Source organism: Phycicoccus sp. HDW14, assembly GCF_011383005.1.
In the GTDB taxonomy this organism is placed as follows: Bacteria; Actinomycetota; Actinomycetes; order Actinomycetales; family Dermatophilaceae; genus Phycicoccus.
Genome location: NZ_CP049935.1, coordinates 926,215 through 951,388, shown reverse-complemented (window position 1 = coordinate 951,388; position 25,174 = coordinate 926,215). Strand labels below are relative to the sequence as shown.

Annotated in this window: 21 protein-coding genes and 1 pseudogene; 10 read left to right on the top strand and 12 right to left on the bottom strand. The window is 73.5% G+C overall.

Annotation, left to right across the window (positions count from 1 at the left end):
• Nucleotides 1-16: 16 nt before the first annotated feature.
• Nucleotides 17-919 carry an alpha/beta fold hydrolase gene (locus G7075_RS04775; protein ID WP_166119395.1) on the top strand — a complete coding sequence of 301 codons (903 nt, stop codon included), beginning with the start codon at nucleotides 17-19 and terminating at the stop codon, nucleotides 917-919.
• 10 nt (nucleotides 920-929) lie between these two features.
• Here the strand turns inward: G7075_RS04775 and rocD are convergent, their stop codons facing one another.
• The 6 genes from rocD to G7075_RS20805 all read right to left on the bottom strand — a co-directional run bounded on the left by rocD (nucleotide 930) and on the right by G7075_RS20805 (nucleotide 5,301).
• Entirely contained in the window at nucleotides 930-2,144 is a 1,215-nt protein-coding gene (gene rocD / locus G7075_RS04770) for an ornithine--oxo-acid transaminase (protein ID WP_166119392.1), read from the bottom strand.
• Nucleotides 2,145-2,208: 64 nt separating this feature from the next.
• On the bottom strand, nucleotides 2,209-2,592 hold the full coding sequence (locus G7075_RS04765) for a hypothetical protein (protein ID WP_166119389.1): 384 nt from the start codon (nucleotides 2,590-2,592) through the stop codon (nucleotides 2,209-2,211).
• A gap of 118 nt (nucleotides 2,593-2,710) precedes the next feature.
• Nucleotides 2,711-3,634 (bottom strand): patatin-like phospholipase family protein, encoded by a 924-nt coding sequence (locus tag G7075_RS04760; protein WP_166119386.1) that lies wholly within the window; start codon nucleotides 3,632-3,634, stop codon nucleotides 2,711-2,713.
• Between the two features lie 112 nt (nucleotides 3,635-3,746).
• Nucleotides 3,747-4,517, bottom strand: a complete 771-nt coding sequence (locus G7075_RS04755; RefSeq protein ID WP_166119384.1) for a glycerophosphodiester phosphodiesterase family protein — start codon at nucleotides 4,515-4,517, stop codon at nucleotides 3,747-3,749.
• A gap of 11 nt (nucleotides 4,518-4,528) precedes the next feature.
• On the bottom strand, nucleotides 4,529-4,924 hold the full coding sequence (locus G7075_RS20810) for a hypothetical protein (RefSeq protein WP_240917890.1): 396 nt from the start codon (nucleotides 4,922-4,924) through the stop codon (nucleotides 4,529-4,531).
• Complete coding sequence (locus tag G7075_RS20805) at nucleotides 4,924-5,301, bottom strand: SprT family zinc-dependent metalloprotease (protein WP_240917889.1); 378 nt, start codon at nucleotides 5,299-5,301, stop codon at nucleotides 4,924-4,926. Before G7075_RS20805 ends, G7075_RS20810 begins: the two co-directional genes overlap by 1 nt.
• A gap of 290 nt (nucleotides 5,302-5,591) precedes the next feature.
• On the opposite strand from G7075_RS20805, the pseudogene G7075_RS04745 reads away from it, so the two are divergent.
• A pseudogene (locus G7075_RS04745) lies at nucleotides 5,592-7,162 on the top strand (OFA family MFS transporter).
• A gap of 250 nt (nucleotides 7,163-7,412) precedes the next feature.
• Here the strand turns inward: G7075_RS04745 and G7075_RS04740 are convergent.
• From G7075_RS04740 to G7075_RS04730, 3 genes are all read right to left on the bottom strand, one after another.
• Nucleotides 7,413-8,294 carry a hypothetical protein gene (locus G7075_RS04740; protein ID WP_166119381.1) on the bottom strand — a complete coding sequence of 294 codons (882 nt, stop codon included), beginning with the start codon at nucleotides 8,292-8,294 and terminating at the stop codon, nucleotides 7,413-7,415.
• Nucleotides 8,294-8,845, bottom strand: a complete 552-nt coding sequence (locus G7075_RS04735; RefSeq protein WP_166119379.1) for a DUF6318 family protein — start codon at nucleotides 8,843-8,845, stop codon at nucleotides 8,294-8,296. Before G7075_RS04735 ends, G7075_RS04740 begins: the two co-directional genes overlap by 1 nt.
• 221 nt (nucleotides 8,846-9,066) lie before the next feature.
• Nucleotides 9,067-9,459 (bottom strand): helix-turn-helix domain-containing protein, encoded by a 393-nt coding sequence (locus tag G7075_RS04730; RefSeq protein WP_166119376.1) that lies wholly within the window; start codon nucleotides 9,457-9,459, stop codon nucleotides 9,067-9,069.
• 109 nt (nucleotides 9,460-9,568) lie between these two features.
• Between G7075_RS04730 and G7075_RS04725 the strand changes: the two genes are divergently transcribed.
• Both G7075_RS04725 and G7075_RS04720 read left to right on the top strand, forming a co-directional pair.
• Nucleotides 9,569-10,258, top strand: a complete 690-nt coding sequence (locus tag G7075_RS04725) for an NmrA family NAD(P)-binding protein (protein WP_371814177.1) — start codon at nucleotides 9,569-9,571, stop codon at nucleotides 10,256-10,258.
• A gap of 174 nt (nucleotides 10,259-10,432) precedes the next feature.
• A complete protein-coding gene (locus G7075_RS04720) occupies nucleotides 10,433-11,284 on the top strand; it encodes an SDR family oxidoreductase (RefSeq protein WP_166119374.1) in 852 nt (283 codons plus the stop codon).
• A gap of 30 nt (nucleotides 11,285-11,314) precedes the next feature.
• Here the strand turns inward: G7075_RS04720 and G7075_RS04715 are convergent, their stop codons facing one another.
• From G7075_RS04715 to G7075_RS04705, 3 genes are all read right to left on the bottom strand, one after another.
• Nucleotides 11,315-12,325, bottom strand: coding sequence for an aldo/keto reductase family protein (locus G7075_RS04715; RefSeq protein ID WP_166119371.1), 1,011 nt, complete (start codon nucleotides 12,323-12,325; stop codon nucleotides 11,315-11,317).
• Between the two features lie 76 nt (nucleotides 12,326-12,401).
• Nucleotides 12,402-12,731, bottom strand: a complete 330-nt coding sequence (locus G7075_RS04710) for a hypothetical protein (protein WP_166119369.1) — start codon at nucleotides 12,729-12,731, stop codon at nucleotides 12,402-12,404.
• A gap of 39 nt (nucleotides 12,732-12,770) precedes the next feature.
• Entirely contained in the window at nucleotides 12,771-13,715 is a 945-nt protein-coding gene (locus tag G7075_RS04705) for a hypothetical protein (RefSeq protein WP_166119366.1), read from the bottom strand.
• 345 nt (nucleotides 13,716-14,060) lie between these two features.
• Here G7075_RS04705 and G7075_RS04700 point away from each other — a divergent pair, with 345 nt between their 5' ends.
• From G7075_RS04700 to G7075_RS04675, 6 genes are all read left to right on the top strand, one after another.
• Nucleotides 14,061-15,854 (top strand): SulP family inorganic anion transporter, encoded by a 1,794-nt coding sequence (locus G7075_RS04700; RefSeq protein ID WP_166119364.1) that lies wholly within the window; start codon nucleotides 14,061-14,063, stop codon nucleotides 15,852-15,854.
• A 369-nt stretch (nucleotides 15,855-16,223) separates the two neighbouring features.
• Nucleotides 16,224-18,623 (top strand): hypothetical protein, encoded by a 2,400-nt coding sequence (locus tag G7075_RS04695; RefSeq protein WP_166119361.1) that lies wholly within the window; start codon nucleotides 16,224-16,226, stop codon nucleotides 18,621-18,623.
• Nucleotides 18,530-19,504 (top strand): hypothetical protein, encoded by a 975-nt coding sequence (locus G7075_RS04690; RefSeq protein ID WP_166119359.1) that lies wholly within the window; start codon nucleotides 18,530-18,532, stop codon nucleotides 19,502-19,504. Before G7075_RS04695 ends, G7075_RS04690 begins: the two co-directional genes overlap by 94 nt.
• 59 nt (nucleotides 19,505-19,563) lie before the next feature.
• Nucleotides 19,564-20,139 carry a hypothetical protein gene (locus G7075_RS04685; protein ID WP_166119356.1) on the top strand — a complete coding sequence of 192 codons (576 nt, stop codon included), beginning with the start codon at nucleotides 19,564-19,566 and terminating at the stop codon, nucleotides 20,137-20,139.
• Nucleotides 20,136-22,430: a hypothetical protein gene (locus G7075_RS04680; RefSeq protein WP_166119353.1), complete on the top strand. Its 2,295-nt coding sequence runs from the start codon at nucleotides 20,136-20,138 to the stop codon at nucleotides 22,428-22,430. The genes G7075_RS04685 and G7075_RS04680 overlap by 4 nt, the downstream gene beginning before the upstream one ends.
• Complete coding sequence (locus G7075_RS04675; protein WP_166119350.1) at nucleotides 22,427-25,105, top strand: hypothetical protein; 2,679 nt, start codon at nucleotides 22,427-22,429, stop codon at nucleotides 25,103-25,105. The genes G7075_RS04680 and G7075_RS04675 overlap by 4 nt, the downstream gene beginning before the upstream one ends.
• The last annotated feature ends 69 nt before the right edge of the window (nucleotides 25,106-25,174 follow it).

The following is a 25,174-nucleotide window of genomic DNA, read 5'->3' as shown; positions in this document are numbered from 1 at the left end:
GTGCGAGACTGCGTCCATGGCAACGGTGCAGCTCGGTGACGTGGAGATCGCCTACGAGGTCGACGGACCGGACGACGGGGTGCCGCTGCTCCTCGTCATGGGCCTCGGGACCCAGCTCGTCGGCTGGCCGGCCGACCTCGTCGAGGGCCTCGTCGAGCGTGGGTTCCGGGTGGTGCGCCACGACAACCGCGACGTCGGGCTCTCCAGCTTCACCGGCGGACCGCCCCCGGCGCGCTCGGCCGTGGTCCGCTCGTTCCTGCGCCCCGGGTCCGGTGGCGCCGACTACCTGCTCACCGACATGGCCGGGGACGCCCGCGCGCTCCTCGACCACCTCGGCATCGCCGCCGCCCACGTCGTCGGCGCCTCGATGGGCGGGATGATCGCGCAGCAGCTGACCATCGACCACCCGGAGCGAGTCCTCAGCCTCACCTCGATCATGTCCAACACCGGCTCCCGTCGGCACGGTGGCGTGCACCCGAAGCTCCTGCCGACGATGGCGATGTCGCTCACCGCGGCCCGACCGACCGACGAGGACGAGGCCGTCCGGCTCGGCGTCGAGGGCTGGCGGCTCATCGCAGGGCCGTTGTTCGACGAGGACGAGATGACCGAGATGGTGCGGGTCGCGGTGCGCCGCAGCGTCAGCCCGATCGGCACGGTGCGCCAGCTGCTGGCCATCCTCGACAGCCCCGACCGCACGGCGGCCCTGCGGTCGGTGTCGGTGCCGACCCTCGTCGTGCACGGTCTCGCCGACCGGCTGGTCTCGCCGAGCGGCGGCATCGCCACGGCCAGGGCGGTGCCGGGCTCGCGGCTGCTGATGTTCCCCGACATGGGCCACGACCTGCCGCGGGCGCGCCGCGGCGAGATCGTGGAGGCCATCGTGCAGAACGCTGCCCGCGCGGCGACGGTCGACGCCGGCTGACGCGCCGGGCTCAGCCGAGCGAGGCCACGAGCGCGTCGACGAGCATCCCGACCTCGTCCTCGGTGACGACGAGCGGCGGCGCGAGGCGGATCGTCGAGCCGTGGGTGTCCTTGGCGAGGATGCCCCTGCCGAGGAGCCGTTCGCACAGCTCTCGGCCGGCGGGGCCGCCGGGCGAGATGTCGAGGCCGGCCCACAACCCCCGGACGCGCACCGCGTCGAGGCCGGCGCCGACGAGCGGCCGCAGCCCCTCCTCGAGCCGGGCACCGAGCCGGGCGGCATCCGCCTGGAAGGTGCCCTCCTCGAGCATCGCGACGACCTCGTGGCCGATGGCCGCCGCCAGCGGGTTGCCGCCGAAGGTCGAGCCGTGCGAGCCCGGGTTGATGACCGACAGGACGTGGTGGTCGGCGGCGATGGCCGACACGGGGTACAGGCCCCCGCCGAGCGCCTTGCCGAGGACGTAGACGTCGGGCACGACGCCCTCGTGGTCGCAGGCGAAGGTGCGGCCGGTGCGGGCCAGCCCGGACTGGATCTCGTCGGCGACCATCAGCGCGCCGGCCTCGTCGCAGATGGCGCGGACGTCGCGCAGGTAGCCCTCCGGCGGGATGACGACACCGCCCTCGCCCTGCACGGGCTCGAAGAGGACGGCGACCGTCGTGTCGTCGACGGCCTGCCGCAGCGCGTCGGCATCGCCGTACGTGACCGTGCGGAACCCCGGTGTGTAGGGCCCGTACTCGTCACGCGCGATCTTGTCGTCGGAGAAGCTGACGATGGTGGTCGTGCGGCCGTGGAAGTTGCCCTCCATGACGACGATGCTCGCCTCGCCCTCGGGGACGCCCTTGACCCGGTAGCCCCACTTGCGGGCCACCTTGATGGCGGTCTCGACGGCCTCGGCACCGGTGTTCATCGGCAGGACCATGTCCTTGCCCGTGAGGCGGCACAGCGCCTCGGCGAACGGCCCGAGCTGGTCGTTGAGGAAGGCCCGGCTCGTGAGGGTCAGGCGGTCGAGCTGCTCGTGCGCGCGGGCCAGCAGGCGGGGGTGGCCGTGGCCGAAGTTCAGGGCCGAGTAGCCGGCGAGGCAGTCGAGGTAGCGGCGGCCCTCGACGTCGGTGACCCAGGCCCCCTCACCGTGGCTGAGCACCACGGGCAGCGGGTGGTAGTTGTGGGCGGCGTAGCGCTCGGTCAGGGCGATGTGGGCGCCGCTGTCGAGCACGGGGCGGTCGGGCATCCTCGGGCCTCCTTCTGCCCGCGACACTACCGAGCGGCGGCCCGCGTCCGTGGGAGGACGGGCGTCACGACCCCGACGGGCCGAGGAGGAGGTAGCCCTGCGCCGCGAGGCAGATGACGACGGCGACCAGCTTGCCGGTCGGGAGGGTGGTGCCGAAGTGCAGGCGGTCGACGACGAGGATCCCGATCTGCAGCAGCACGATCCAGCCCATCGTCACGACGGCCAGCTCGGCGTAGCGCAGCGAGGACGCGTAGACCCAGAAGAGGACGACGAACGAGACGACGCCGCCGGTCAGCGCGACGAGGCTCCCCCGCTCGGCCCACTCCTTGGCGGCGATGGCGCCGAGGAGGTCCAGACCCGCGAGCGCGCTCATGGCGAGGACGGCGACGACGGGCAGCGGCCACGACTCCGGGACGGACAGCAGCGGCAGGGAGCGGAGTGTCGACACGGTGGCCTCCCGGGGCGGGACGGGCGACGGCAGGGGGCGGCCGTCACCCGTGCAGGAGGGGCGAGGGGTCGGTCCTGATACGTCCCGGGGTGGGGCTGTCTCCGGGTGTGTCCGCGGCTCAGCCGGTCCAGACCTCGGCGACGCGCGGGGCGATGCGCCGGCCGTGCGCCCGGGCCGACTCGAAGGTCGCCGCGCCCCGGGTCATGTCGAGCGGGTTGGCGCCCATCGCCCACAGGTCCTTGGCGTCGGGGACGACGAGGTGGGTGCGGCTCTGTGGGCGCAGGGCCCGCAGCTGCATCCGGGGCAGGTCGCGCAGGTGCGGGCCGACCGGGTAGGGCGACAGCACGAGCACCCGTCGGTGGCCGGCGGCGAGGTCGGCGTTGGCGATGCTGCGCAGACCGCCGTCGACGTAGTGCCGGCCGGCGACCTCCACCGCGGGGAAGACCCCGGGGACGGCACAGCTCGCCGCGACGGCCCGCTCGAGCGGGACGTCGCCCGTGCCGTCGAAGACCACGGACGTGCCGGTCTCGGCGTCGACGGCGGTGACGAGCAGGCGGCCCTGCGGCCACTGCCTGCCGATCAGGCCGAGGCCGACGGTGTCGAGCCACTCCTTCTCGGTGGGGGTGCTCGCGGCCAGTGCGGCCCGGGAGACGAGGGCGCGTCCGCCGCGGGGGTCGCGGGTGCGGGCCACCTGGGCGCGCACGTACCGGCCGGCGTCGGCGGCGCCGAGCCGCCCGTAGCTGGCCAGTGGTGCGCCCTCCCGGATCCGGGCGAAGGCGTCGCCCTCGTCGGTGCCGAGCCGCAGGTGGGCGGCGACCATCGAGCCCGCCGAGGTGCCGATCATCGTGTCGGCCTCCCGCACGTCGACGCCCTCGTCGCGCAGGCCGAGGATGATGCCGGCCTCCCACGCGATGCCGGTGGCGCCCCCGCCGGCGAGGACGAGCGCGCGCTCGAGCCCCTCGCCCGGTGGCTGCCAGTCGGCGAACACGCGGCTCGTGGGGTCGGCGACGCGGGCGCTGCCCTCGAACTCCTGCTCGTCCACGCCGGACATTCTCGGGGTACGGGGGCCTCCGGTCACGTCCATGGTCCGTGAGCGTGCTCACCGGGTGGTCGAGCGTGGTCGGGGCGGGGTCGGGGCGGTCGAGGAGTGGACGTCAGCGCGGTGCGGCGAGGAGGGTGCGGGCGCGATGGGGGTGGTCGGTGATGACCCCGTCGACGCCCCACGCCCGTGCCCGCTCGAGGTCGTCGGCGTCGTTGACGGTCCAGACGTGCGTGGCCAGGCCGAGGCGGTGCACCTCGTCGACGAGCTCACGGCTGATGTTGCCGAGGGCGGGGTTGAGCGCGTCCAGCCAGGCGGCGTCGGCGGCCAGGACATCGACGTCGGGCACCCCGTGGTGGACGAGGGCCAGCGGGACGTCGGGGGCGAGGTCGTGGAAGGCGCGCAGCCAGGCGCGGTCGCTGGACTGCACGGCGAGCCGTCCGGCGGCGAGCGCCTGTGCGAGGGCGGGGACGGCCTGCAGCTCGGCGGCGAGCTGGTGCTCGATGCCGCGGTGCAGGTGCGGGTCCTTGGCCTCGACGAGCATCCCGGCGTCGCCGACGGCCTCGGTCCACTCGCGCAGGGTGGGGACCCGTTCGCCGGCCCACCCCGGGCCGAACCAGGAGCCCGCGTCGAGCCGCTGCACCTCCTCGAGCGAGAACGCGCCCACCCACCACGGCGCGCGGTCGGGGTACACCTGCCGCACATCGGTGGTGCGCGTCAGCGACTCGTCGTGGAGCACGACGAGCACCCCGTCACGCGTGCGCTTGACGTCGGTCTCGACGACGTCGGCACCGTGCTCACGCGCCAGCCGCACCGCACCGAGGGTGTTCTCCGGTGCGCTGCCCGCGGACCCCCGGTGCGCGACGACCACCACATCCCCCGTCACCCGTCCGGTCGTCAGGCGGCATCACCCGCCCCCGAGGTGGCCCGCCCCGCCGAGACCGCCCGGGCCGCGCTGCGGGACGTGGCGGCGGACGCGGCGGCCGCGCCGGCCGACGTGACGGGTCGGACGGCCTCGAGCGGCAGGCTCACCAGCTCGTCGTCGACCCGCACCTGGCAGCGGACCGACCCCACGAGCTCGACCACTCCCGTCATCCCCGCCCACGGGCCCACCGACACCTCGACGAGCTCACCGAGCCCGGGCGGCCGCGCGGCCGCCGCGGCGACCGTGGTGCGGCGCAGCTCGGCCAGCTCGGCCGCGTAGGAGGGTGGCAGGGACGCCGGGCCCCCGCGGTAGGACCAGGTGAACAGGTGCGCGGTGTCGAACCGCCGCGAGCACCGACCGCACGACATCAGCCGGGTGGGGGCGCGGTGGCGGGTGCGCTCGTGACCCGCTGGGCACCGGCCGACCCAGTCGCCCGGGACGCGCGGGGCGTCGGCGGGCACGCACCGCTCCCCGAGCACCCGATGCGGACGGCGGTGGCGCGCCACACCTCGTCGTGGCCGTGCTCGGGACCGACGAGCGCGTGGGCGATCTCGTGCAGCAGGGTGTCGCGGACCTCGTCCTCGGAGTGCAGGGCCGTCAGCGGGGCGCTGATACCGATCTGCCGGCGGCCGAAGCGACAGACCCCGGCGCGCGTCTTGGCCCGGTCGGCGACGATGCTCCAGCCGTCGAGCCCGTGCTCGCGCAGCAGGCGACGCCCCATCGCCAGGGCCTGCTGGACCTCCACCTCACGCACCTCCTCACGGACCGTGGGCCGACGAGCGCTCCTCCGGTCGCCGTCTGCCCCAACCCTAGGCACGAGCACCGACACCACGGCCGAGCCACACCGCGGCGGGGGCCCGCCTGTGGACGACGGGCCGCCGAGCCCTCCCCTGTGGACGACCGGGACAGCCGTCCAAGTCGTCGGTCGCTAGCGGGCCGATCCGCGCGACGGGTGCCTACTGTCGGTCGAGGCGCGTGCCGGGAGACGCGCGCCCGAGGCGCAACGGGGCGCCGGGACGACGGAAGGGGACGCCCATGGCCGCCACCACCGACGAGCGGGGAGGCCCGTCGGGGGGCCTGCTCTCGCTCCTCGACCGCCACCACACCGTGGCACCGCAGAGCTACAACCGCTGGCTCATCCCCCGGCCGCCCTGGCCATCCACCTGTGCATCGGGCAGGTCTACGCGACGAGCGTGTACAAGGCCTCGATGGTCGCCCACTTCGACAGCTCGTTGACGGCCGTCGGCATCGTCTTCTCGATCGCCATCGTCATGCTCGGGCTCTCGGCGGCCGTCCTCGGCACGTGGGTCGACCGGGTCGGGCCCCGGAAGGCGATGTTCACCGCCGCCTGCGCGTGGGCCCTCGGGTTCTTCGTCGGCGCCATCGGCATGGCGACGACCCAGCTGTGGCTCGTCTACCTCGGGTACGGCGTGATCGGCGGGATCGGGCTGGGCATCGGCTACATCTCCCCCGTGTCGACGCTCATCAAGTGGTTCCCCGACCGGCCGGGCCTGGCGACCGGGCTGGCCATCATGGGCTTCGGCGGCGGGGCGATGGTCGCCTCTCCCCTGTCGCGCCAGCTCCTCAAGTTCTACGACTCCGACTACGACCCGTCGGTCGCGTCGTCGCTCGCGAACGGGCACGCCCTGACGATGCTCTTCGTCAGCCTCGGGGTCATCTACTTCCTCATCATGATGATCGGCGTCACGAACGTCCGCGTGCCGGCGCCGGGATGGACGCCCGACGGCTTCGACCCGTCGACGCTGTCGGACAAGAGCGACCTCATCACCGACCGCAGCGTGTCGGCGGCCAACGCCATCAGGACGCCGCAGTTCTGGCTGCTGTGGGTCGTCCTCTTCTGCAACGTCACCGCGGGGATCGGCATCCTCGAGCAGGCGGCGCCGATGATCCAGGACTTCTTCCGCGGCTCCGACGGCAAGTCGGCCGTCACCGTGGCCGCGGCCGGCGGGTTCGTCGGGCTGCTGTCGCTCTTCAACATGGCGGGGCGCTTCGTGTGGTCCTCGACGTCGGACCGGATCGGTCGCAAGCCGATCTACATGCTCTACCTCGGCGTCGGGATCGTGCTGTACCTGCTTCTCGCGCTGGCCGGTTCGACGTCGACGGCGATCTTCGTCCTCGTGGCCGCGATCATCATCAGCTTCTACGGCGGTGGCTTCGCGACGGTGCCGGCCTACCTGCGCGACCTCTTCGGCACCTTCCAGGTCGGGGCCATCCACGGGCGACTGCTCACGGCGTGGTCGGCGGCCGGGGTGGTCGGGCCGCTCATCATCAACGGCTTCCTCGATGCCGCGGGCACGCCGGGCAAGCTGACGGCGGCCGACTACCGGCCGGCCCTGTTCACGATGGTCGGGGTGCTGGCCGTCGGGTTCGTCGCGAACCTCATGGTCAAGCCGGTCGCTGCCCGCTTCAACGAGCCCGAGGGTGCGGCGTCGGCTGCTGCGGCCGACTTCGCCGAGGGTGAGTCGGAGGGGTCCGCCGCACGCGGCGGGTCGCTGCGGGTGTACCTGTCGTGGGGCGTGGTGATCCTCCTGCTGGCCTACGGCGTCGTGCAGACCCTCATCACGGCGGCCAAGCTCTTCGCCTGACGGGCGGCCGGGCGGCAGGCCACCCAGCACCCGGCGAAACCGGTGTCATGGCACCGGTTTCGTCGGGTACTGCTCCGGAGTGGGTCCTCGGGCACCCGGTCGGGCGGCTCGCGGCCCGATGGGGCCCCTCCTGGCCGCTTCCCTGGCGTCGTTCTCGGGGTGATCACCCCCCTTCTGACGCCACGGGACCCACCAGGGCCCGGTCCAGGTGCTCAGCTCGTGTAGAGCCGTGACTTCGCCTCGCGGATGGTCAGGGTCGACGGCGTGCCCTGGAGGTCGACCTCGCCGGGGATGTCGATCCACCCGCTGCCGCCGACCCGGAACTGGCCGGTGTAGACGATGTCGACGCGGACCTGCTGCGTGCCGGGCTGCCTGTAGGTCTGGACGACGGAGCCGTTCGGGTACGGCCCCCGAGGTCGGTCGTCGGACCGATCGTCCGCTCGCCCAGGTGGTAGGTCACCGACTTCAGCCGCGGACGCACCTCGATGCTGTACCCCAGCAATCGAGCGGGGTCTGGGCGGTCAATTTCTTCAGGGCCGAATCCCGCCTCCGGGAACTTCACCTCGAAGAACGTCGGCAGGTTGACGAGCGTGACGTCCCCCTCAGGCTGGATGTTCACCGTCGGCTTCGTGAAGTCGGTGTCATGGAACGCATTTCGGATCATCGTCATCGTTAACGCGTTCGCGTTTCCCGGGACTCGCTCGGGCCAACAGGTCAAGTCGACTCGCTGCCATTCGCCGTCACTTCCGGGTAGTGGCGCACCAGCTCGCGTCACCTGCCGCTGGAAGACAGTCACTGCTGGCCCCTCCCCGCCCCCGGAAGCCACGCGGCAGAGCCCCCATGATGCTGGGCAAAGGTCGCCTTCATTTTCCCCCGGCCCCGCATTGCTGCACGCCGACACTGCTGCGTAGTCGTAGAACGGTCCTTTGGCCGTCACATTGCGGAAGTAGTGAGTGGACAAGGCGTCGACGTTGGCCCGGTTCAGAGTCTTTACAACGCTGCCGGTATCCGACAGGTCACCCAATATGTCGCCATCCGGGGGCTCCTTCGCTGCAAGGGAATGAGCCCCGATGGCCATCACGAGCAGCATGCCAGCGAGCACAGACAGCATGCGGCGGGTGAGGCTTTTCATCAGCCCTTCTCGATCCCGCGAACAAACCACCGGCTGCCACTCCACCTCAAAGCCGCGTTCGCCGTTGCAGTGCCTTCTGCCACCTGGCTGACTTGCCTGCCGTTCGAATCCACGATGGTGGCTGCGACCTGCGTGAAGCGGATACGCACGTACTGCTCGTTCTTCGGGGCGCCCCCAAAACTCACGGCCTCTTCGAGCTTCACGGGATTCTGCGCGTACCGCTGCCTGTCCTCGGCTAGACCAACCGCCCTGACCTCCGACTTCGAGCAGAACTCGCACCCTGGCGTGCTCATTGATTCGATCAGACCAACTTGAGGGCGCGTGTAGGCGAGGTTGAACTGGTCGAAGAAGTACTTCACGTACGCCTCAGCGCCCTTGGGTGTCTTCTCGCGGGCGGCGGCGGGGATCTGCGGACCCGACTCGGTCACCGACGGCGACGAGCTGGGGCTCGGGCTGGGCGACGAGCTCGACACGGACGGGCTCGGGCTCGGCGTCACGACCGGATCATCGGACGAGGAGTCGCACCCCACCAGGATCCCGGCGGCGAGCATCCCCGCCACCACCGCCCACCGCGCTGCGCGTGCCACACGTTCCTCTCCCGGGTCACCCCCTCGGCGACCCCCAGCACGCCCAAACTAGCCAAGATCCCCCCGACCGCCACCGGAGTTGTCCACAGGCGGCCACCGGACACCCCGAGATGTCACCCACCGGCCAGACCACCACGCCCCACGCGTCCCGCCGGCCCCCACCCGTCCCGCCGGCCCCCGACGCCTCAGACGCGCACCGCGGCCGCTCGCCCCGACACCACCGCATGGGCGTTCCGGGCGACCCACCCCATGAGGGGCACCAGGTGCGCCGCCAGCTCCTCGCCGAGCGGGGTCAGGCCGTACTCGACCTTCGGTGGGATGACCGGGAACGCCTCGCGGTGCACGAACCCGTCGGCCTCGAGGGTCCGCAGGGTCTGCGCGAGCATCTTCTCGCTGACCCCCTCCGCCCGCCGCCGCAGCTCGCTCCACCGCTGCGGCCCGTCGACCAGGGACACCAGCACGAGCAGCCCCCACTTGCTCGTCACGTGGTCGATGACCACCCGACTGGGGCAGGCCGCCGGGAAGACACCGTCCGGGAACGCCTCGCGCACCGCGCTGACCTCGTCACTCACCCTCATGTGAGTACCTTACCCAGAAGTGCGTACTTCCCCAGGGGAAGCAACCCATCCCCCGCCCGGTTGGGGCCGACGGAGAGAACCACCGGACACCCCCACGAGAGGAACCACCATGACCATCGTCGTCACCGGAGCCACCGGCCAGCTCGGCCACCTCGTCGTCGAGGCGCTGCTGCGTCGCGGCGCCGACCCCGCCGACGTCGTCGCCACCGGCCGCGACCTCACCAAGGTCGCCGACCTCGCCGCCCGCGGCGTGCGCACCGTCGCCGCCGACTACGCCGACCCCGAGTCGCTGCGTGCCGCGTTCGAGGGCGCCGACCGCGTCCTCCTCGTCTCGGGCAGCGAGGTCGGCCAGCGCCTCCCGCAGCACACGAACGTCGTCGCGGCCGCGAAGGCCGCCGGCGTCGGGCTCCTCGCCTACACGAGCATCGCCAACGCCGAGACCTCCGGCGTCCAGCTCGCCGCCGAGCACGTGGCCACCGAGCAGGTCATCCGCGACTCCGGCCTCCCCTGGGTCTTCCTGCGCAACTCCTGGTATCTCGAGAACTACACCCCGCAGGTGCCCACCTACCTCGAGCACGGCGCCGTGCTCGGCGCGGCCGCGGACGGACGCATCAGCGCCGCCACCCGCGCCGACTACGCCGACGCCGCGGCAGCCGTCCTCCTCGACGCCGAGGCCACGGGCGGCACCGTGCACGAGCTCGGGGCAGCCCCGCCTTCACCCTCACCGACCTGGCCGCCGCCGTCACCGAGGCCTCCGGGACCCAGGTCACCTACCGCGACCTCCCCGAGGCCGAGCTGACCGCCGTCCTCGTCGGCGCCGGTCTCCCGCAGCCGTACGCGGCCGTCCTGGCCGACGCCGACCGCGGCGTCGCACGGGGCGCCCTGGAGGTGACCAGCGGCGACCTCGAGCGCCTCATCGGTCGCCCCCGACGACGATGGCCCAGGCCGTGAACGATGCGGTGGACAATCGGGCATGAGCTCCACGAGAAGCCCCCGCCTCGCCGTCACCGGGTCGACCGGAGCCGTCGGTGGTCGCGTCGCCCGCGACCTCGCCGACCGCGGTCTGGCGCAACGCCTCGTCGTCCGCGACCCCTCGCGCGCCCCGCAGCTGCCGGGCGCCGAGGTGGTCGCGGCGACCTACGGCGACGGCGACGCGATGCGCACCGCCCTCGCCGGAGTCGACGTCCTGTTCCTCGTCTCGGCGTCGGAGTCCGCCGACCGGATGGCCGAGCACCGCTCCGCCGTCGAGGCCGCGGCCGACGCCGGTGTCGGGCACGTCGTCTACACCTCGTTCCTCGGCGCGGCGGCCGACTGCACCTTCACCCTCGGCCGCGACCACTGGGCCACCGAGGGCCTGGTCCGCCACGCCGGCCTCGCGCACACGTTCCTGCGCGACAGCCTCTACCTCGACTTCCTGCCGCTGATGGCCGGCGAGGACGGCGTCATCCGCGGTCCGGCCGGCGACGGACGGCTCGGGGCCGTCGCCCGTGAGGACGTCGCGCGCGTGGCCGTCACCGCACTGCTCGACCCCGAGGCGCACCGCGGCGCGTCCTACGACCTCAGCGGCCCGGAGTCGTTGTCGTTCACCGAGATCGCCGCGACCATCGCCGAGGTCACCGGTCGCGACATCACCTTCCACGACGAGACCGTCGAGGAGGCCTACGCGTCCCGCGCGTCGTACGGCGCACCACCGTGGCAGCTCGACGCCTGGGTGTCGACGTACACCGCCGTGCGCGCCGGCGAGCTCGACGTCGTCACCGGCGACGTCGAACGGGTCACCGGCCGGCCGCCTGTGTCGCTGCGAGAGCTCCTCTCCCGCAGCTGAACCCGCGCGGCCCGGGCAAACGCCGGAACCTCAGGCGACGCGGCCCTTCGGCGAGTTCGCCGCGGTCTGCCCCGGGTCGCGCACGACGACGTCGCCGAGCGCCTCGTCGATGGCCGACATCGCCGACGCCTCGAGCTTCACACCGGCGGCCGCCACGTTGCTCTCGACCTGCTCCGGTCGTGACGCCCCGACGAGCGCCGCCGCGACGTTGTCGTTCTGCAGCACCCAGGCGATGGCCAGCTGCGCCATCGTCAGGCCCGCCTCGTCCGCGATCGGCTGCAGCCTCTGGACGCGCGTGAGCAGGTCGTCGTCCATGAAGCGCTTGATCATGTCGGCACCGCCCTTGTCGTCGGTGGCGCGCGAACCGGCCGGCGGCGCCTCGCCCGGCTTGTACTTGCCGGTGAGGATGCCCTGCGCGATCGGGCTCCAGACGATCTGGCTGACCCCGAGCTCCTCGCACGCCGGCACGACCTCGTCCTCGATGACCCGCCAGAGCATCGAGTACTGCGGCTGGCTCGAGATGAGCTGCACGCCGAGGTCCTTCGCCAGCGCGTGACCCGCCCGGATCTGGTCGGCGGTCCACTCCGACACCCCGATGTACAGCGCCTTGCCCTGCCGGACGACGTCGGCGAAGGCCTGCATCGTCTCCTCGAGGGGGGTCTCGGTGTCGTACCGGTGCGCCTGGTAGAGGTCGACGTAGTCGGTCTGGAGACGGGTGAGGGAGCCGTTGATCGACTCCATGATGTGCTTGCGGGACAGGCCGGTGTCGTTCTTCCCGCCCGGACCGGTGGGCCAGTAGACCTTGGTGAAGATCTCGAGGCTCTCGCGTCGCTCACCCTTGAGCGCTTCTCCCAGAACGGTCTCGGCCTTGGTGTTGGCGTACACGTCCGCGGTGTCGAAGGTGCTGATGCCGGCGTCGAGCGCGGCCCGCACGCAGGCCGTCGCGGCGTCGTTCTCGACCTGGGAGCCATGAGTCAGCCAGTTGCCGTAGGTGATCTCGGAGATCTTGAGGCCGCTGTTGCCGAGGTATCGGAAGTCCATCCGGCCACCGTAGGCCGGGGCACGGCCCGTCCGGCGCGCGGGGTGCGCACCGATGCATCGGCCGTCCAGCCGCGCGCTACCTCGTCGACGGCGTGACGGAGATCCCCGAACCCGACGTCGACGGCAGTGAGGACCCCGGCACGGACACGACGGTCCGCGCCGGGGTCGGGTCCTGCGCCCGGGCGTCGGCGCCCCCACCAGCACCGACGTACAGGCCCAGGAGGCCGACGGCGAGCGCGAGCATGATGCCGTGCCCCGTCAGCAGCTGCGGCTTGCTGCCGTAGAAGCCCGCGGGACCGGGGACGGCCACGCCGTAGTCGTTGCGCCAGAAGCTCCAGCCGCGAGGGGCCGCCGGCCAGTCCGGCTCGGGGGTCCACCCGGGGTCGGGGAACCACCCCTCCGGCATCGGTGGCCAGGTCGGAGGTGCGGTGAACCGCATCGCCGGCTACGCGGACGCGCGGTGGTGACCGGCGCAGACCTCTTCGAGCCGCTCGGCCAGCCCGGGCACGGTGTCGAGCGCGAGCGGGACCATGACGGGGGTGTCGATCCCCGCCGCGCCGATGCGCACGCCACGACCGAAGCGCAGCAGGAGCGAGACGGCGTCCATCCCGAAGTCCGCGTGGAGGATGTCGTCACGGGTCAGCTCGGCGACGGCCAGGAGGTTCAGGTCGTCGAAGGGTCCGGTGCAGGTGGCGCGCAGGGCGTGCACCTTGACGGAGTCGGCGCCGGGCGAGGCGGCGAGCGCACGACGGGCGGTGGCGATGACGACCGCCGCCACGTGCTGGCGGTACAGCTGGGCCCGGTGCGCGACGGACGCGCGGCGGATGGTCAGCGAGCCGTCGGCGGCCAGGCGGACCTCCTCGGCGGGCAGCACGTGCTCACCCGAGACGACGACTGCCACCTCGACGCACGCGCCGTGGGTCCCGAGGGCCGCGGCACGGGTGCCACGGTCGGAGGCGAAGACGCCGTTGACGTGCTCGGTGACGACGCGGGGGTCGTTGGCGCACAGGGCGGCCCACCACTGGTCGATGCGCTGCTCCTCGGCCTGCACCCGCTCCTCGGCGGCCCGGCGGGCGACCCCGATGTCGGTGAGGGCACGGCGCTGTGCGACACGGGCGGCCCGCCGACGGTTCGGCAGGTCGAACCACGGCACACCGCGGACGGCGGCCTCGGCGTGACGGGTGCGGATCGTCGACTCGTCGACCCGCTCCGGCGACGGGGCGCACGGGCGGGTGGCCGGCGCGAACCAGGACCGGTGCACGGAGGTGAGGGCGTCCTCGGCGTCGAGGATCGACTCCGCGAGCGCCGACTTGGCGGCCGACGTGTGGGCCGCGGTGAGGCGGGGCGTCCGCTCGACGGCGGCGAGCTGGGGGCTCGACGCACCCGACACCTGACCGACCGGCGAGCCGGCGGTCGTCCCGACGCCGTTCGCGTCCGTGGTCGCGGCTGCGACCCGGGGCGTGAACGTCGCCCGGAAACCAGGGCTCGAAACCCGAATGCTGACACCTGGGGTGGTGTCGACCGTGATGCTCACCTGACTCCTCCGGCTCCTCCTGCACCACGAAAGTTACGGAGCCGGAAGGGAGTTCACAGGGCACTTGACCAACCCTTTACGAAGGTCGGCAGCGCCCTTTACCGACACCGATGTCACCCTCAACCGAACGGTCGAGAGCCGGTGTCCGGACACCCGAGTGACCCCTGTCGCGAGGTGTGCCGGACACGGCAGACTGGGCTCGTGCAGGTGCCGTGGGCCGTGGTGCCGGAGAACCTCCGGACGCTGCGCCACTACCCCCGGCGCCACCTCCCGGGCGACCTGCTCGCCGGCCTGCTCGTCGCGGCCCTCGCGGTCCCCCAGTCCCTCGGGTACGCGGCCGTCGCCGGGGTGCCCGTCCAGGTCGGTCTGTACACGCTGCCGCCCGCCCTCCTGGCCTACGCGCTGCTCGGCACGTCACGGGTGCTCTTCGTCGGTCCGATCTCCACGGTCTCGGTGCTCTCCGGCACCATCGTGCGCGCGCTGTCCGGCGGCGACGTGGAGCTGGCGGTCCGGCTCACGTCGGCCCTGGCGCTCACGGCCGGGGTCGTCCTCGTCGTCGCGGGGCTGCTGCGGCTCGGCTGGGTGGCGCAGTTCCTCAGCGAGCCGATCGTCACGGGCTTCGTCGCCGGGCTCGTGGTCCTCATCGTCGTCGGCGAGGTGCCGGCGCTGGCGGGCCTTCCGGCTCCGACCGGCAACCTCGCCGAGCGCCTCGTCACCCTCGTCGGCGGCGTCGGCGACTTCGACGGGCTGACCCTGTCCATCGGGGCCGCCGCCCTGCTCGTGCTCTTCGGCGGGCAGCGGCTGCTCCCCCGCGTGCCGTGGTCGCTCCTCGTCCTCGTCGTCGGGATCGTCCTGTCGTCGCAGGCGGCCCTGGTCGACCACGGCGTGCTCGTCGTCGGTGCCGTGCCGAGCGGGCTGCCGGTGCCGTCGCTGCCGGTCGTCGACGTCCGGCTGCTCAGCGGGGTGGTCACCGGAGGCCTGGCCATCGCGGCGGTCGGCATCGCGGAGGGGCTGGCGGCGGTCCGGACCTTCTCCGCCGAGGAGGTCGACGCCCGCACCGACGACCGCGAGCTCGTGGCCCACGGCGCGGCCGACCTCGCATCCGGCCTGTTCGGCGGGATGGGGGTGGGCGGCTCGCTGTCGAAGACCGCCGCCAACGCCAGCGCCGGGGCACACACCCAGCTGAGCGGCATCACCTCGGCCGTCGTCACCCTCGGGGTGCTCGTCATGGCCACGGGTGCGCTGGCCGACCTGCCGCGCACAGTGCTGTCGGCGATCGTCATCCACGCGGTGTGGGCGCTGGTCCGTCCGCACGAGTTCGTCCGGTACGCGCGGCTGCGGCGCAACGACGCGGTGGCCGCGCTCGTCGCGTTCGGTGGGGTGCTGGCGCTCGGTCCGCTCGGTGGGCTGCTCGGTGCCGTCGCCCAGTCGCTGCTCGGGCTCGTCTACCGCTCGGTGCAGGTCGACGTCGACGAGATGGGCCGGGTGTCCACGGAGAAGGCGGCGTGGGGGTCGCTGGCGTCCGACCCCACCCGGCGGACCTACCGCGGGGTGCTCGTGCTGCGGCCGAGCGGTCCGCTCTTCTGGGCGAACGCGACGACGGTGCTGGCCCAGGTCGAGCGGATCGCCCTCGCGCGGGCCGCCGAGGGTGGGCTGCGGGCGGTGGTGCTCGACCTCGAGGCGACCAACCAGATGGACTCGACGACGAGCGACCGGCTGACCCACCTGGTGCACGTGCTACGTCGGCACGGCGTCGACGTCCACCTCGTGCGGGTGTTCGGCGAGGTGCGCGGGGTGCTGGGGCGGGCCGGGCTGCTCGGCGAGCTCGGGCCGGGGCACCTGTGGCACTCCATCGCCGCAGGGGTCAAGGCCGCCCGGTCCGCGCCCGAGGTCGACGACGAGCCGGACGTCACCGACCTCGACGACCTCGAACCCGAGCCGCCGGCGGACGACGACGAGCCGGCGCCGGATCCGCCCCCTCGGCACGTTCCCTAGGTCGGGGTCCTCGTGGCCGGGTCGGGTTCCCCGGATCCGCGGTCGGTCGGATGATGTGTCTCGTCGACCGCTCTCGGTTGCACCGGATGCTGACTCATCCGAGAGTCACCGCCAGAGACCCCCAGCGCCCCGCGCCCTCCCCCATCCAGATGCCTCCGAGGGCTCGAGAGCCGGCGCCATGGCCCGGTCGAGCCATATCCGCGCGCTCCGCCCGGCGATAGCGTCGACGGGCTGCCTCCATCCGTGCCGGCCGGGGACCGACGCCCGGCACGTATCACCCGGCGCCGTCCGGGCTCTTCGCGTACAGGTCGTCGGCTCTGCGATCCGGCCGGCGACGCCGACGCCCGGATCGCGGACACGGAGCTGGCGATGACCGACCGCACCGTCCCGGGCCTCCCGGACGCCGGCAAGCTGCACCCGTACAACCACCGCCCCGGCGCGGACGACATCGTCGTCGACGTCATCCGCCCCGGTGACCTCGTCGCGCTCACCGTCACCGTCCGCGGAGCCACCCTGGAGCCGCCGGTCACCAAGGGCCCGAAGGCCGCCCGGCGCCCGCACTCCGTCGTCGTCGCCGGACCCACGGCGTCCCTCGTCGTCGACATGCCCTTCCAGCACGCCCACGAGGAGGCGTCGTACGAGTCGGGTGGCACGCCGAAGCTCGACCCGATGCACCCCGACCGCGAGCCCACGACCACCACGCCGAGCGTCGTCCTCCCCGCCCACCCCCCGGTGCAGTACCGACCCGCGCGCGGCAGCCGCCTGGTCTTCACCCTCGCCGAGGGCGAACGCATCGACCTCACGTCGGCCGGCATCCTCGGGCGCCTCCCCGGCTCGAGGCCGCCCTGCACCCGCGCGGTGAGGCCCCGGGCCGGCGGCCCCCGCCCTACCAGCTGCCGACCGGGAAGCTCGTCCTCGACCCGTTCCTCGAGCTCCCGCTGCTCGGCGGCCTCTTCGCGGTCCTGCGCGCCGACGACGTGCTCATCACCCGCCGCGGCAGCGCCGGCACCGTGGTGCCCGACGCCGGCACGGTCCGCGGCTTCACGGCGCTGGCCGCCAACGACCGGGTCGTCGCGGAGTACGCCCGCAGCCGCGGCATCAGCCTCGGGCGCGGCCTCGACGCCGCCACGCTCCCCGGACGGATCGGCGACCTCGTCGGCAGCCGCGAGCGGGAAGGGATCCTCTTCCGCCGAGGCACCTACAGCCGCAAGGCGACCTTGGACGAGACGGCCATCGAGGCCCCTTCCGGCTGCAGGTCTCGCCCACCTCGGAGGGCCACTGGGTCCACGCCGCCGAACCCGTGCCGGCCAAGGACGCCCCGGCCACCTCGAGCTCTGGCACACCCGGCTCGACACCGGCCGACGCACCGACGAGGACCTGCTGTGGCCCGGCAACCCCGCCGACGCCGAGTCCCGGGTGATCCGGGCGGTCTGGGCCCGCGACCGCGACGACGTCTCGCCGTTCGTCTGGCGCGACCCGGGAGCCGACCGCGGGGACACCGACCCGCTCGGCCCCGACACGGTCACGAGCACCACCACCCCCACGAACCCCTTCCTCGGCTCGCTCGACCGGGCCGACCGGCACCGCCTCGTCCGGCAGACGGCCGAGGTCTGGCCCGCGAGCGGACGCAAGCGCATCGACCCGGTGCCCGTCGGCGCGGACAAGCTCTGGCTCACCGCGCTCGGTGCGTGGCTCGACCTGCACGGCCACTGGGACACCAAGCCCTACTCCGACGAGCTGATCGCCTCGATCCTCGCGTGGGACCACATCGCCACGGCCGGACGCGACCAGTACGTGCGCGTCGTCTACCCCGGCTACCTCTTCCCGCTCGGCCAGCCGACGGTGCGCGTCAAGCTGACCCAGCGCAGCATCCGCCCGCAGGACCACCCGACCGCGGGCCTCGTGCAGCGCCAGTTCCTCGTCGTCATCGACCCGTTCCGCGACCACACCGCCGTGCACGGGTTCCCGTTCCTCAGCACCCGCATCGGCCCCGGAGCCACGCCCGCCCTCGACCCGCCCGGCGACGACCCGGTCACCGGCCTCAGCCCGTCAGAGGCGTTCTGGCCACGAGTCGGCGGCAAGACCTTCGCGTGGAAGGTCGACGGCATCGACCGCGACGGCCGGCCGCAGACCCATCCGATGCCGATGGTCTGGGTGGCCGAGCACGTCGGACCCGCCGCGCAGCTGCGAGCCCTCGAGAAGGCCTACGCCGAGGACCCCCGGCGGGTCATCGACCTCGGCGGCCAGCACGTCGCGTTCGCCCCGGCCGGTCCGGACGGCGACGCGCGCGTCGAGACCCGGGCGCTGCGCGTCCTCGGCACGGCCCGCAAGGGCGGGAGCAGCCCGCGGATGTCGACCGCCGACGTCGTGCTGCCCGCGGCCCAGGCCGTCGCCGGCACCGGCGCCACCCGCATCACGTACTTCCCGGAGTACCGCGCCAAGGGGTTCACGCCGGGGAACGCCGGCCGGGTCTGGGCCTCGACGCTGCTGCCCGGGCTCGACACCTCCGCCGAGTACAAGGACGACCTCGCCACCACCGGGCCGGCGCGCGACGAGCCGCAGGAGCTTCCGCGCATCGGCTTCGGCGGTGCGCCGGGCGACGTCGGGTCCGACCAGGCCGGCGGGTTCGTCCAGCCCAACCTCACGATCGCCGGGCTGTCCCAGAGCCGCGGCCGGTGGGCGACCTCGCGTCCGTCGCGAGCGGCTCGTTCGACCCCGCCGCCTTCCTCGGTGCCGCCCTGCCCAAGCTCTTCGGCCTCGTCGAGCTGAAGGACCTCCTGCCTCTGCTCGGCCCGCTCGCGGATGCCCCGGCGCTGGTCACCGAGGCCCTCGACACGTTCTCGGCCATCGAGAGCGAGGTGCAGCGTGCGGTCGCGACCGCGCAGGACGCCGCGAACCAGGCTGCGGCAGTGCGCGACCGGGTACAGGCTGCCGGTGGGGCGGCCCTCGCCGAGGCCCAGGGGCTGCTCGACGACGCCCAGGCGCTGGCCACCGCCGTGACCGACCTGCTGGCCGTCGTCGGTGGGCTCCCGGCAGCGCTGGCCGGTCTGGGGAAGGACGACGTCGGGAAGGCGCTGCACGCGCTCGGCGGGCCCGTGGACCAGCTCAAGGCCACGTCGGCCGCGGCCCGGGCGCTGGTGCGCCCACCGCTGCCACTGTTCGCCCGCTCCCGCCTGACCCAGGTCGCCGACACCCTGAAGCGGCTCGCCGAGGCCGGCGCCCTGGTCGACGACGCGTTCGCCGTGCTCCAGGGCTTCGACCCGGAGCGCAAGGAGATCTCGTTCCGCTACGAGTGGGCGCCGACGCTCGAGTCGTGGCCGAAGGGCGAGGACCCGCTCGTCAAGCTCGAGCCGGACTCCCTCGTCATCGCCCTGGCCGGCACGCTGCGGGCGTCCGGTCCGCCGAGCGTCGAGGTGCTGGCCGAGCTGCGGAAGTTCTCGCTCATCCTCTTCGCGTCCGAACCGCTCGTGACCATCCCGTTCGAGCGGATGTCGTTCCACGGCGGGACGTCGGGCAAGGCCGAGGTCGACGTCGTCCTCGGCGACATCGTCTTCGGCGGCTTCCTCTCCTTCGTCGAGACGATCAAGGACCTCATCCCGCTCGACGGCTTCTCGGACCCCCGAGCGTCGAGGTCACGCCCGAGGGCCTGACGGCCGGGTTCAGCCTCACCTTCCCGAACCTCGCCGTCGGCGTCTTCAACCTGTCGAACATGTCGCTCGGTGCCGACGTCAAGGTGCCGTTCCTCGGCGAGACGATCAGCTTCGGGTTCAACTTCTGCACCCGCGAGCGTCCGTTCGTGCTGTCGGTCGTCTTCCTCGGCGGTGGCGGATGGTTCCTCATCCGCCTGTCCCCCAAGGGTCTCGAGGTGCTCGAGCTCGGGCTCGAGGCGGGGGCGTACCTCGCCGTCGACTTCGGTGTCGCGTCGGGGTCGATCTCAGCGGCCATCGGGCTCTACATCCGGCTCGAGGGCGAGAAGGGTTCTCTCACCGGGTACTTCCGCCTCCGCGGCGAGGTCGACGTCCTCGGCCTCATCTCGGCGAGCATCGAGCTCTACATGGAGCTGGTCTACAGCTTCGACACCGGGAAGATGATCGGCCGGGCGCGCATCACCGTCGAGGTCGACGTCCTCTGCTTCTCGGCCAGCGTGACCATCGAGGCCGAGCGCCAGTTCGCCGGCTCCAACGGCGACCCGAGCCTGCGGGAGGTCGTCATGGAACCGGACGGCTCCGCACCGGCCTGGGACGACTACCTGCTCGCCTTCGCCCCCGAGGAGGTGCCGGCATGAGCTCCGAGTGGTTCACCGCCATCGCACTGCCCGTGTCCGTCGCGGCCGACGCCCCGGCGCACGTCACCGTCTTCGTCGCCCCGACCCTGCGCCCCGACCACGACGGCGCTGTGCTCGGCGAGTTCGACCTGTTCCGCGACTGGGCCGCGACGCTGACCGCCGGCGTGACGGTCACGCTCGTCGACCAGAACGGGGAGTTCGACGCCGACGTCGACCTCTCCGGCCTCGACCCGGCGTTGTGGCAGAAGGCCTTCGGCGAGGACACGCCAGTGCTCGCCAACCGCGTGCCCGAGTGGCAGGCCCGCGACTGGCGCACCTTCGCCGCGAAGGACTGCGCCGACATCGCCAAGGCCGTGCACCTCGCCACGGTCGCCGCCGACCCCCTGACGCCGGTCCCGCCGAGCCGGCACCCGCTGCTCGAGGGCGTCGTCGGCCAGGCGAACGAGGCACACGCCATCACCTACGACGGACGCGGCACGCACGGCGACCGTCGCCGGCGGATCCCGAGGTACGACGAGTCGAAGCTCACCGAGTACCTCGACCGGCGCGTCCGGCGCGGCCCCGACGGCGCGTGGACGACCCTCTCCGCGGGCCAGCTGCCGGCGGACCCCGCCGCGTCCGTGGGCACCGCGCTCGGGCAGCTGCACCTGGCCCGCCGGTTCTACGAGCGCCCGGAGAGCCAGGCCGAGAAGCAGGTCATGGCCGACCCGCCGGTGAAGGTCACGCCGCTCACCCCGCCGAAGGCCGAGTTCCACGAGCGCGTCGGGTCCGCCGGCGACCACCCGGTCTTCCTCCGCCGGCTCGGGCTGCTGCTGCCCGTCCGTGCCGACGCCGCGCGCCTGGCCCGGGCGCGGTGGCTAGCGGCCGTCGTGCACACGCGCGGGGGCGACTCCGCCTGCCGCTCACCGCGGCTCGCGGTGCGGGCGCTGCGGGACGGCTCGTTCGTGTCACAGCCGAACCCGGCCGACCCGCCCATCTGGAGCGACGGCGCGCTGACCCTCGGCGACACCGAGGTCTTCGACGTCGTCGACGTCGACCCGGACGGCTCCGCCATCAAGGCCGAGCGGTTCCTGACGACCATCCCGCGGCTGGCGATCACCGAGCTGCAGGAGATGCCGGCCGATGCCGCGTCGCCGGCCCTGCGCGCCAGCGGGCTCACGCTCACCCGGCGTCAGCAGGCGGGTCGCAGCCTCGACCAGCTCGGCCGGCAGGAGGGGTACCAGTCGGCGCTCGAGGGGCCGGCGGCGCCCCAGGACATGCCGCTGCTGCACTCCCAGGACGTCACCCGCGGGATGCGGGTCGAGGTGTGGGACAGCGTCTCCCGGGTGTGGCACTCCCTGCACTCGCGCCGCTCGACGCTCGCGGTCTCCGGCGAGACGGTGTACGCCGACGAGCCCGGCGAGGGCTTCATCCAGGGCACGAGCGCCACCGAGACCCGCGGGGTCGAGGGCGGGGCGGTGCACGTCCACGAGGCGATGTTCGGGTGGGAGGGCTGGAGCCTGTCCGTGCCGCGTCCGGGGAAGCGCGTGACGCCGGTGTACACCGACGCGCCCGGCGGTGGCACGCACATCGAGGAGACGCCGGAGACCACCTCCACCGACCCCACCGGCAAGGAGCCGCACCCGTTCGTCTTCACCCACGAGTACGCGCCGGGCACGTTGCCGCGGCTGCGCTTCGGGCGCGACTACGCCTTCCGGGCCTGGGGCGTCGACCTCGGTGGCAACGTGCGGCCGCACCACGTCGGCCCCCGCCCGCCGGCGGTGGCCGGGGCGGCGGAGGTCGCCGCCGGCTTGACCCCGCTGTCCGACACCGCGTTGTCGCGGCGGCTCAAGGCGGCCGGAGCCGCCGACCTCCCGCCGCTGGTCGCGCCCTTCGCCAGGGCCGTCCGCGACGTGGCGGAGGCCGACGGGAGGGACCGCACCGACCGCGCGGAGCTGCTCGAGTCCGTGCTGCCCGCGGACCCGGACGCCCCCGTCGTCGGCGAGGTCGTCAGCGGAGGGCGTGGCGACCACACCGCATCGGCCACCGACCTGCTGCTCGACGCCGCCTCCCCGAGCCTGCTGCACACGGTCGTCGCAGGGACCTCGCTGGGCCGACCGGCCTCCGAGGCCCTCGCCGCGGTCGAGGCCGACGACGCGCCGTTGCGCGACCTCGGTGTCCGCGGCGTCGCGACCCGTCGCATCCTCGCCGAGCCGCCCTCTCCCCAGCCGGTCTCGTCTCGCGCACTGCTGCCGTCGGGGCGGCGTTCCGGCGGGCTGCCGTCTCCGGGACCATCGCCCGCAGCACCGTGACCACCGACCTCGCCGTCAACCGCGACCTGCTCGCCGGGCACCTGGCCGACATCGTCGGCGGCGTCGACGGCCCCGGGCTCACCGTGCCCGGGCTGCGGCTCGCGGCATCCCTCGTCACCCCGGCCCGCCCGTTCCTGCGCTGGGACCCCGTGCCCCCGCCGGTCGTCGTGCCGCTCGCGCAGTTCACCGAGGGCGAGTCGCTGCGGGTCGTCGTCGTGCGCTCGGGCGTCAGCCAGGACCCCGACACCCTCGAGGTGACCACCCAGGACCCCGACGCCTACGCCGCGGCCGTCGCCGCGCAGGCGCCGCTCTACGCCGGGTCGGCGCGCCGGCACCTCGCCCCGCCGAAGACCAGCCAGGTGCAGGCCGAGCTGCACGGGTCCTTCGACGCCGGCATCGACGAGGGGACCCCCGCGGGCCGACGCCGGATGCTCGCCTGGGCGCTGCGCGAGGGCGGCACCTTCTACGACCGCGAGGTGCCGCACCCGACCGAGCCCACCGGCGCCCCGTCGACGCAGGAGGAGGTGCACCTGCTCCCCGAGCCGGTCGGCACCGACCACTTCAACCCGCACGACCCGCAGCGTCCGCTCAAGGTGCTGCCGCCGGCGCCTGCCGGCACGTCGCCCGAGCTGGTGCTCAACCCCGGCGACGCGCCGGCCCCCGGCCAGTACGTCGTCCACGGCACCGAGGACCTCCACCTGCCGTACCTGCCCGACCCGCTGGCGTCCGGTGTGTCCCTGGCCTTCACCGAGGCCGGCAGCGGACGGCACGTCGCGTTCCCGTGGGGCGCCGAGCAGGTCACCGCCCGCTACGGGGGCGCCTGGCCCGAGCGCGAGCCGTTCCTGCTGACCCTGCGTGGCGCCGAGCAGCTCGGGGCGTCGATCGACAGGCGCGCGCTCGACATCCACCTGCCGGCCGGTGACGTGCAGACCTTCCGGCTGGCCAGCACCGTGCCCGAGAACCGCCTGGCGTGGATGGGCGTGTGGCGCAGCCTCGCCGACGAGCTGACCGGCAACGCCGACGTGCGCGAGGCCGCGGCCGACGGGCTGCTCTGGGCGCTGACGCCGGGCGAGGAGGTGCAACTCGTGCACGCGGTGCCGCGACCGGTCAGCGCGCCCCGGCCGACCGTCATCGTGCCGTTCCGGGCGCCCGGGTCGGTGCTCGCCTCGCTCGTCGGCGGGGTCGAGGTGCACGGACCCAGCACCGAGAAGCTCACGGCATCCCTCGCCTGGACCGACCTCGTCGACGACGTCACCCTGGCGGCCCCGGTCCTCCGTGACTCGACGACGGCCGGCTTCGAGGTCGCCGTGCGCCCGCAGGACCGCATCCTGCCGCTGTGGCTCGCCGACCAGGCCATGACGCTGCCCGGGTGGGAGGGCGTGGTGCTGCGCAGCACCGCGCACCCGATGCCGGACACGCGCCACCACGTCGTCCGCTACCGGTTCCGCGCCTCGACGCGCTTCCGTGAGTACTTCGCTCCGGAGCTGATCGCGGGCGACCCCGCGAACCCGCTCGACGACGGCCAGAGCACGGTGAGCCAGGAGCTCGTCGTCTCGCTGCCGTCGACCGTGCGCCCGGACCCGCCGAAGGTGCACTCCGTCCTGCCGCTGTTCCGGTGGGAGGAGACCGAGGAGCCGGAGCAGCCGTTCGGACGCCGGCGGGTGCGACGTCCCGGCGTGCGCATCTACCTCGACCGGCCGTGGAACTCCAGCGGCGACGGCGAGCTGCTCGCGGTTCTGCTGGCGGTCGGCGACGACGAGAAGGCGCCGTACCCCCTCCCCGACCCGAGCAACCCCGAAGCCGACCCGGCCGGCGGCTTCCCGTTCGTCAGCCAGTGGGGGTCGGACCCGATCTGGACGGCGCCCGGCGTGCCGAAGCGACCCGTCACGCTCATCGAGCTCGACGACGCCCTCTCCACCATCGGCTGGGACGACCGGGTCGACCCCGGGCGCCCGGTGCACCCGCCCGTCACGCTGCCGCTGCCGCTCACCGGCGGCGGGCTGCTCGACCCGCCCGCGACCGTGCCGGTCGTCGTCGCCGGATACCTGCCACAGTTCAGCGACGAGCGCCAGCAGTGGTACGTCGACGTCGCGTTCGACGCCCGGGCCACCTTCTGGCCCTTCGTGCGGCTGGCCGTCGCGCGCTACCAGCCGGAGTCGGTCACCGGGGCCCACCTCTCGACACCGGTGCGGCTCGACCAGGTGCAGCTCGCCCCGGAGCGCACGGCCTCCGTCGCGCGCACCGACTCGACGCACGCGCGGGTCGTGGTCTCCGGGCTCGCCGGGCACCGGGAGTCGGCATCACGTCAGTACGCGGTCTCGGTGTCCCGCAACCGGACTCTCGTCGCGCGCCTCCAGCGCTACGACGCCACGCTGGGCGGAGACCTCGCGTGGACCAGCGTCGACGCGGTCGAGCTCGCGCCGCGCGGGTACGCCAGCCGGGCCGAGGACCTCGTCTGGGTCGGCGAGCTCGAGGCCGACGGCGTCATGGACGTGCGGACGCCGGTCGGTGGCATCACGGCGTCGGGTGCACCCGCCGGGTCGACGTGGCGCGTCCGCGTCGAGGAGTGGGAGCGCTTCCCCGGCGACCCGCCGCCGCGCGCGGAGATCGCGGAGTTCGGCGACGGCCCGGTGTGGGAGAAGCGGCTCGTCTACGCGGACGACGTCTACCTCTGAGCTCGTCGCTCCATCCTGTGCGCCGGCTGTGGTGCACGTCATACGTCGTTGCGGGTTCTACTACTACAC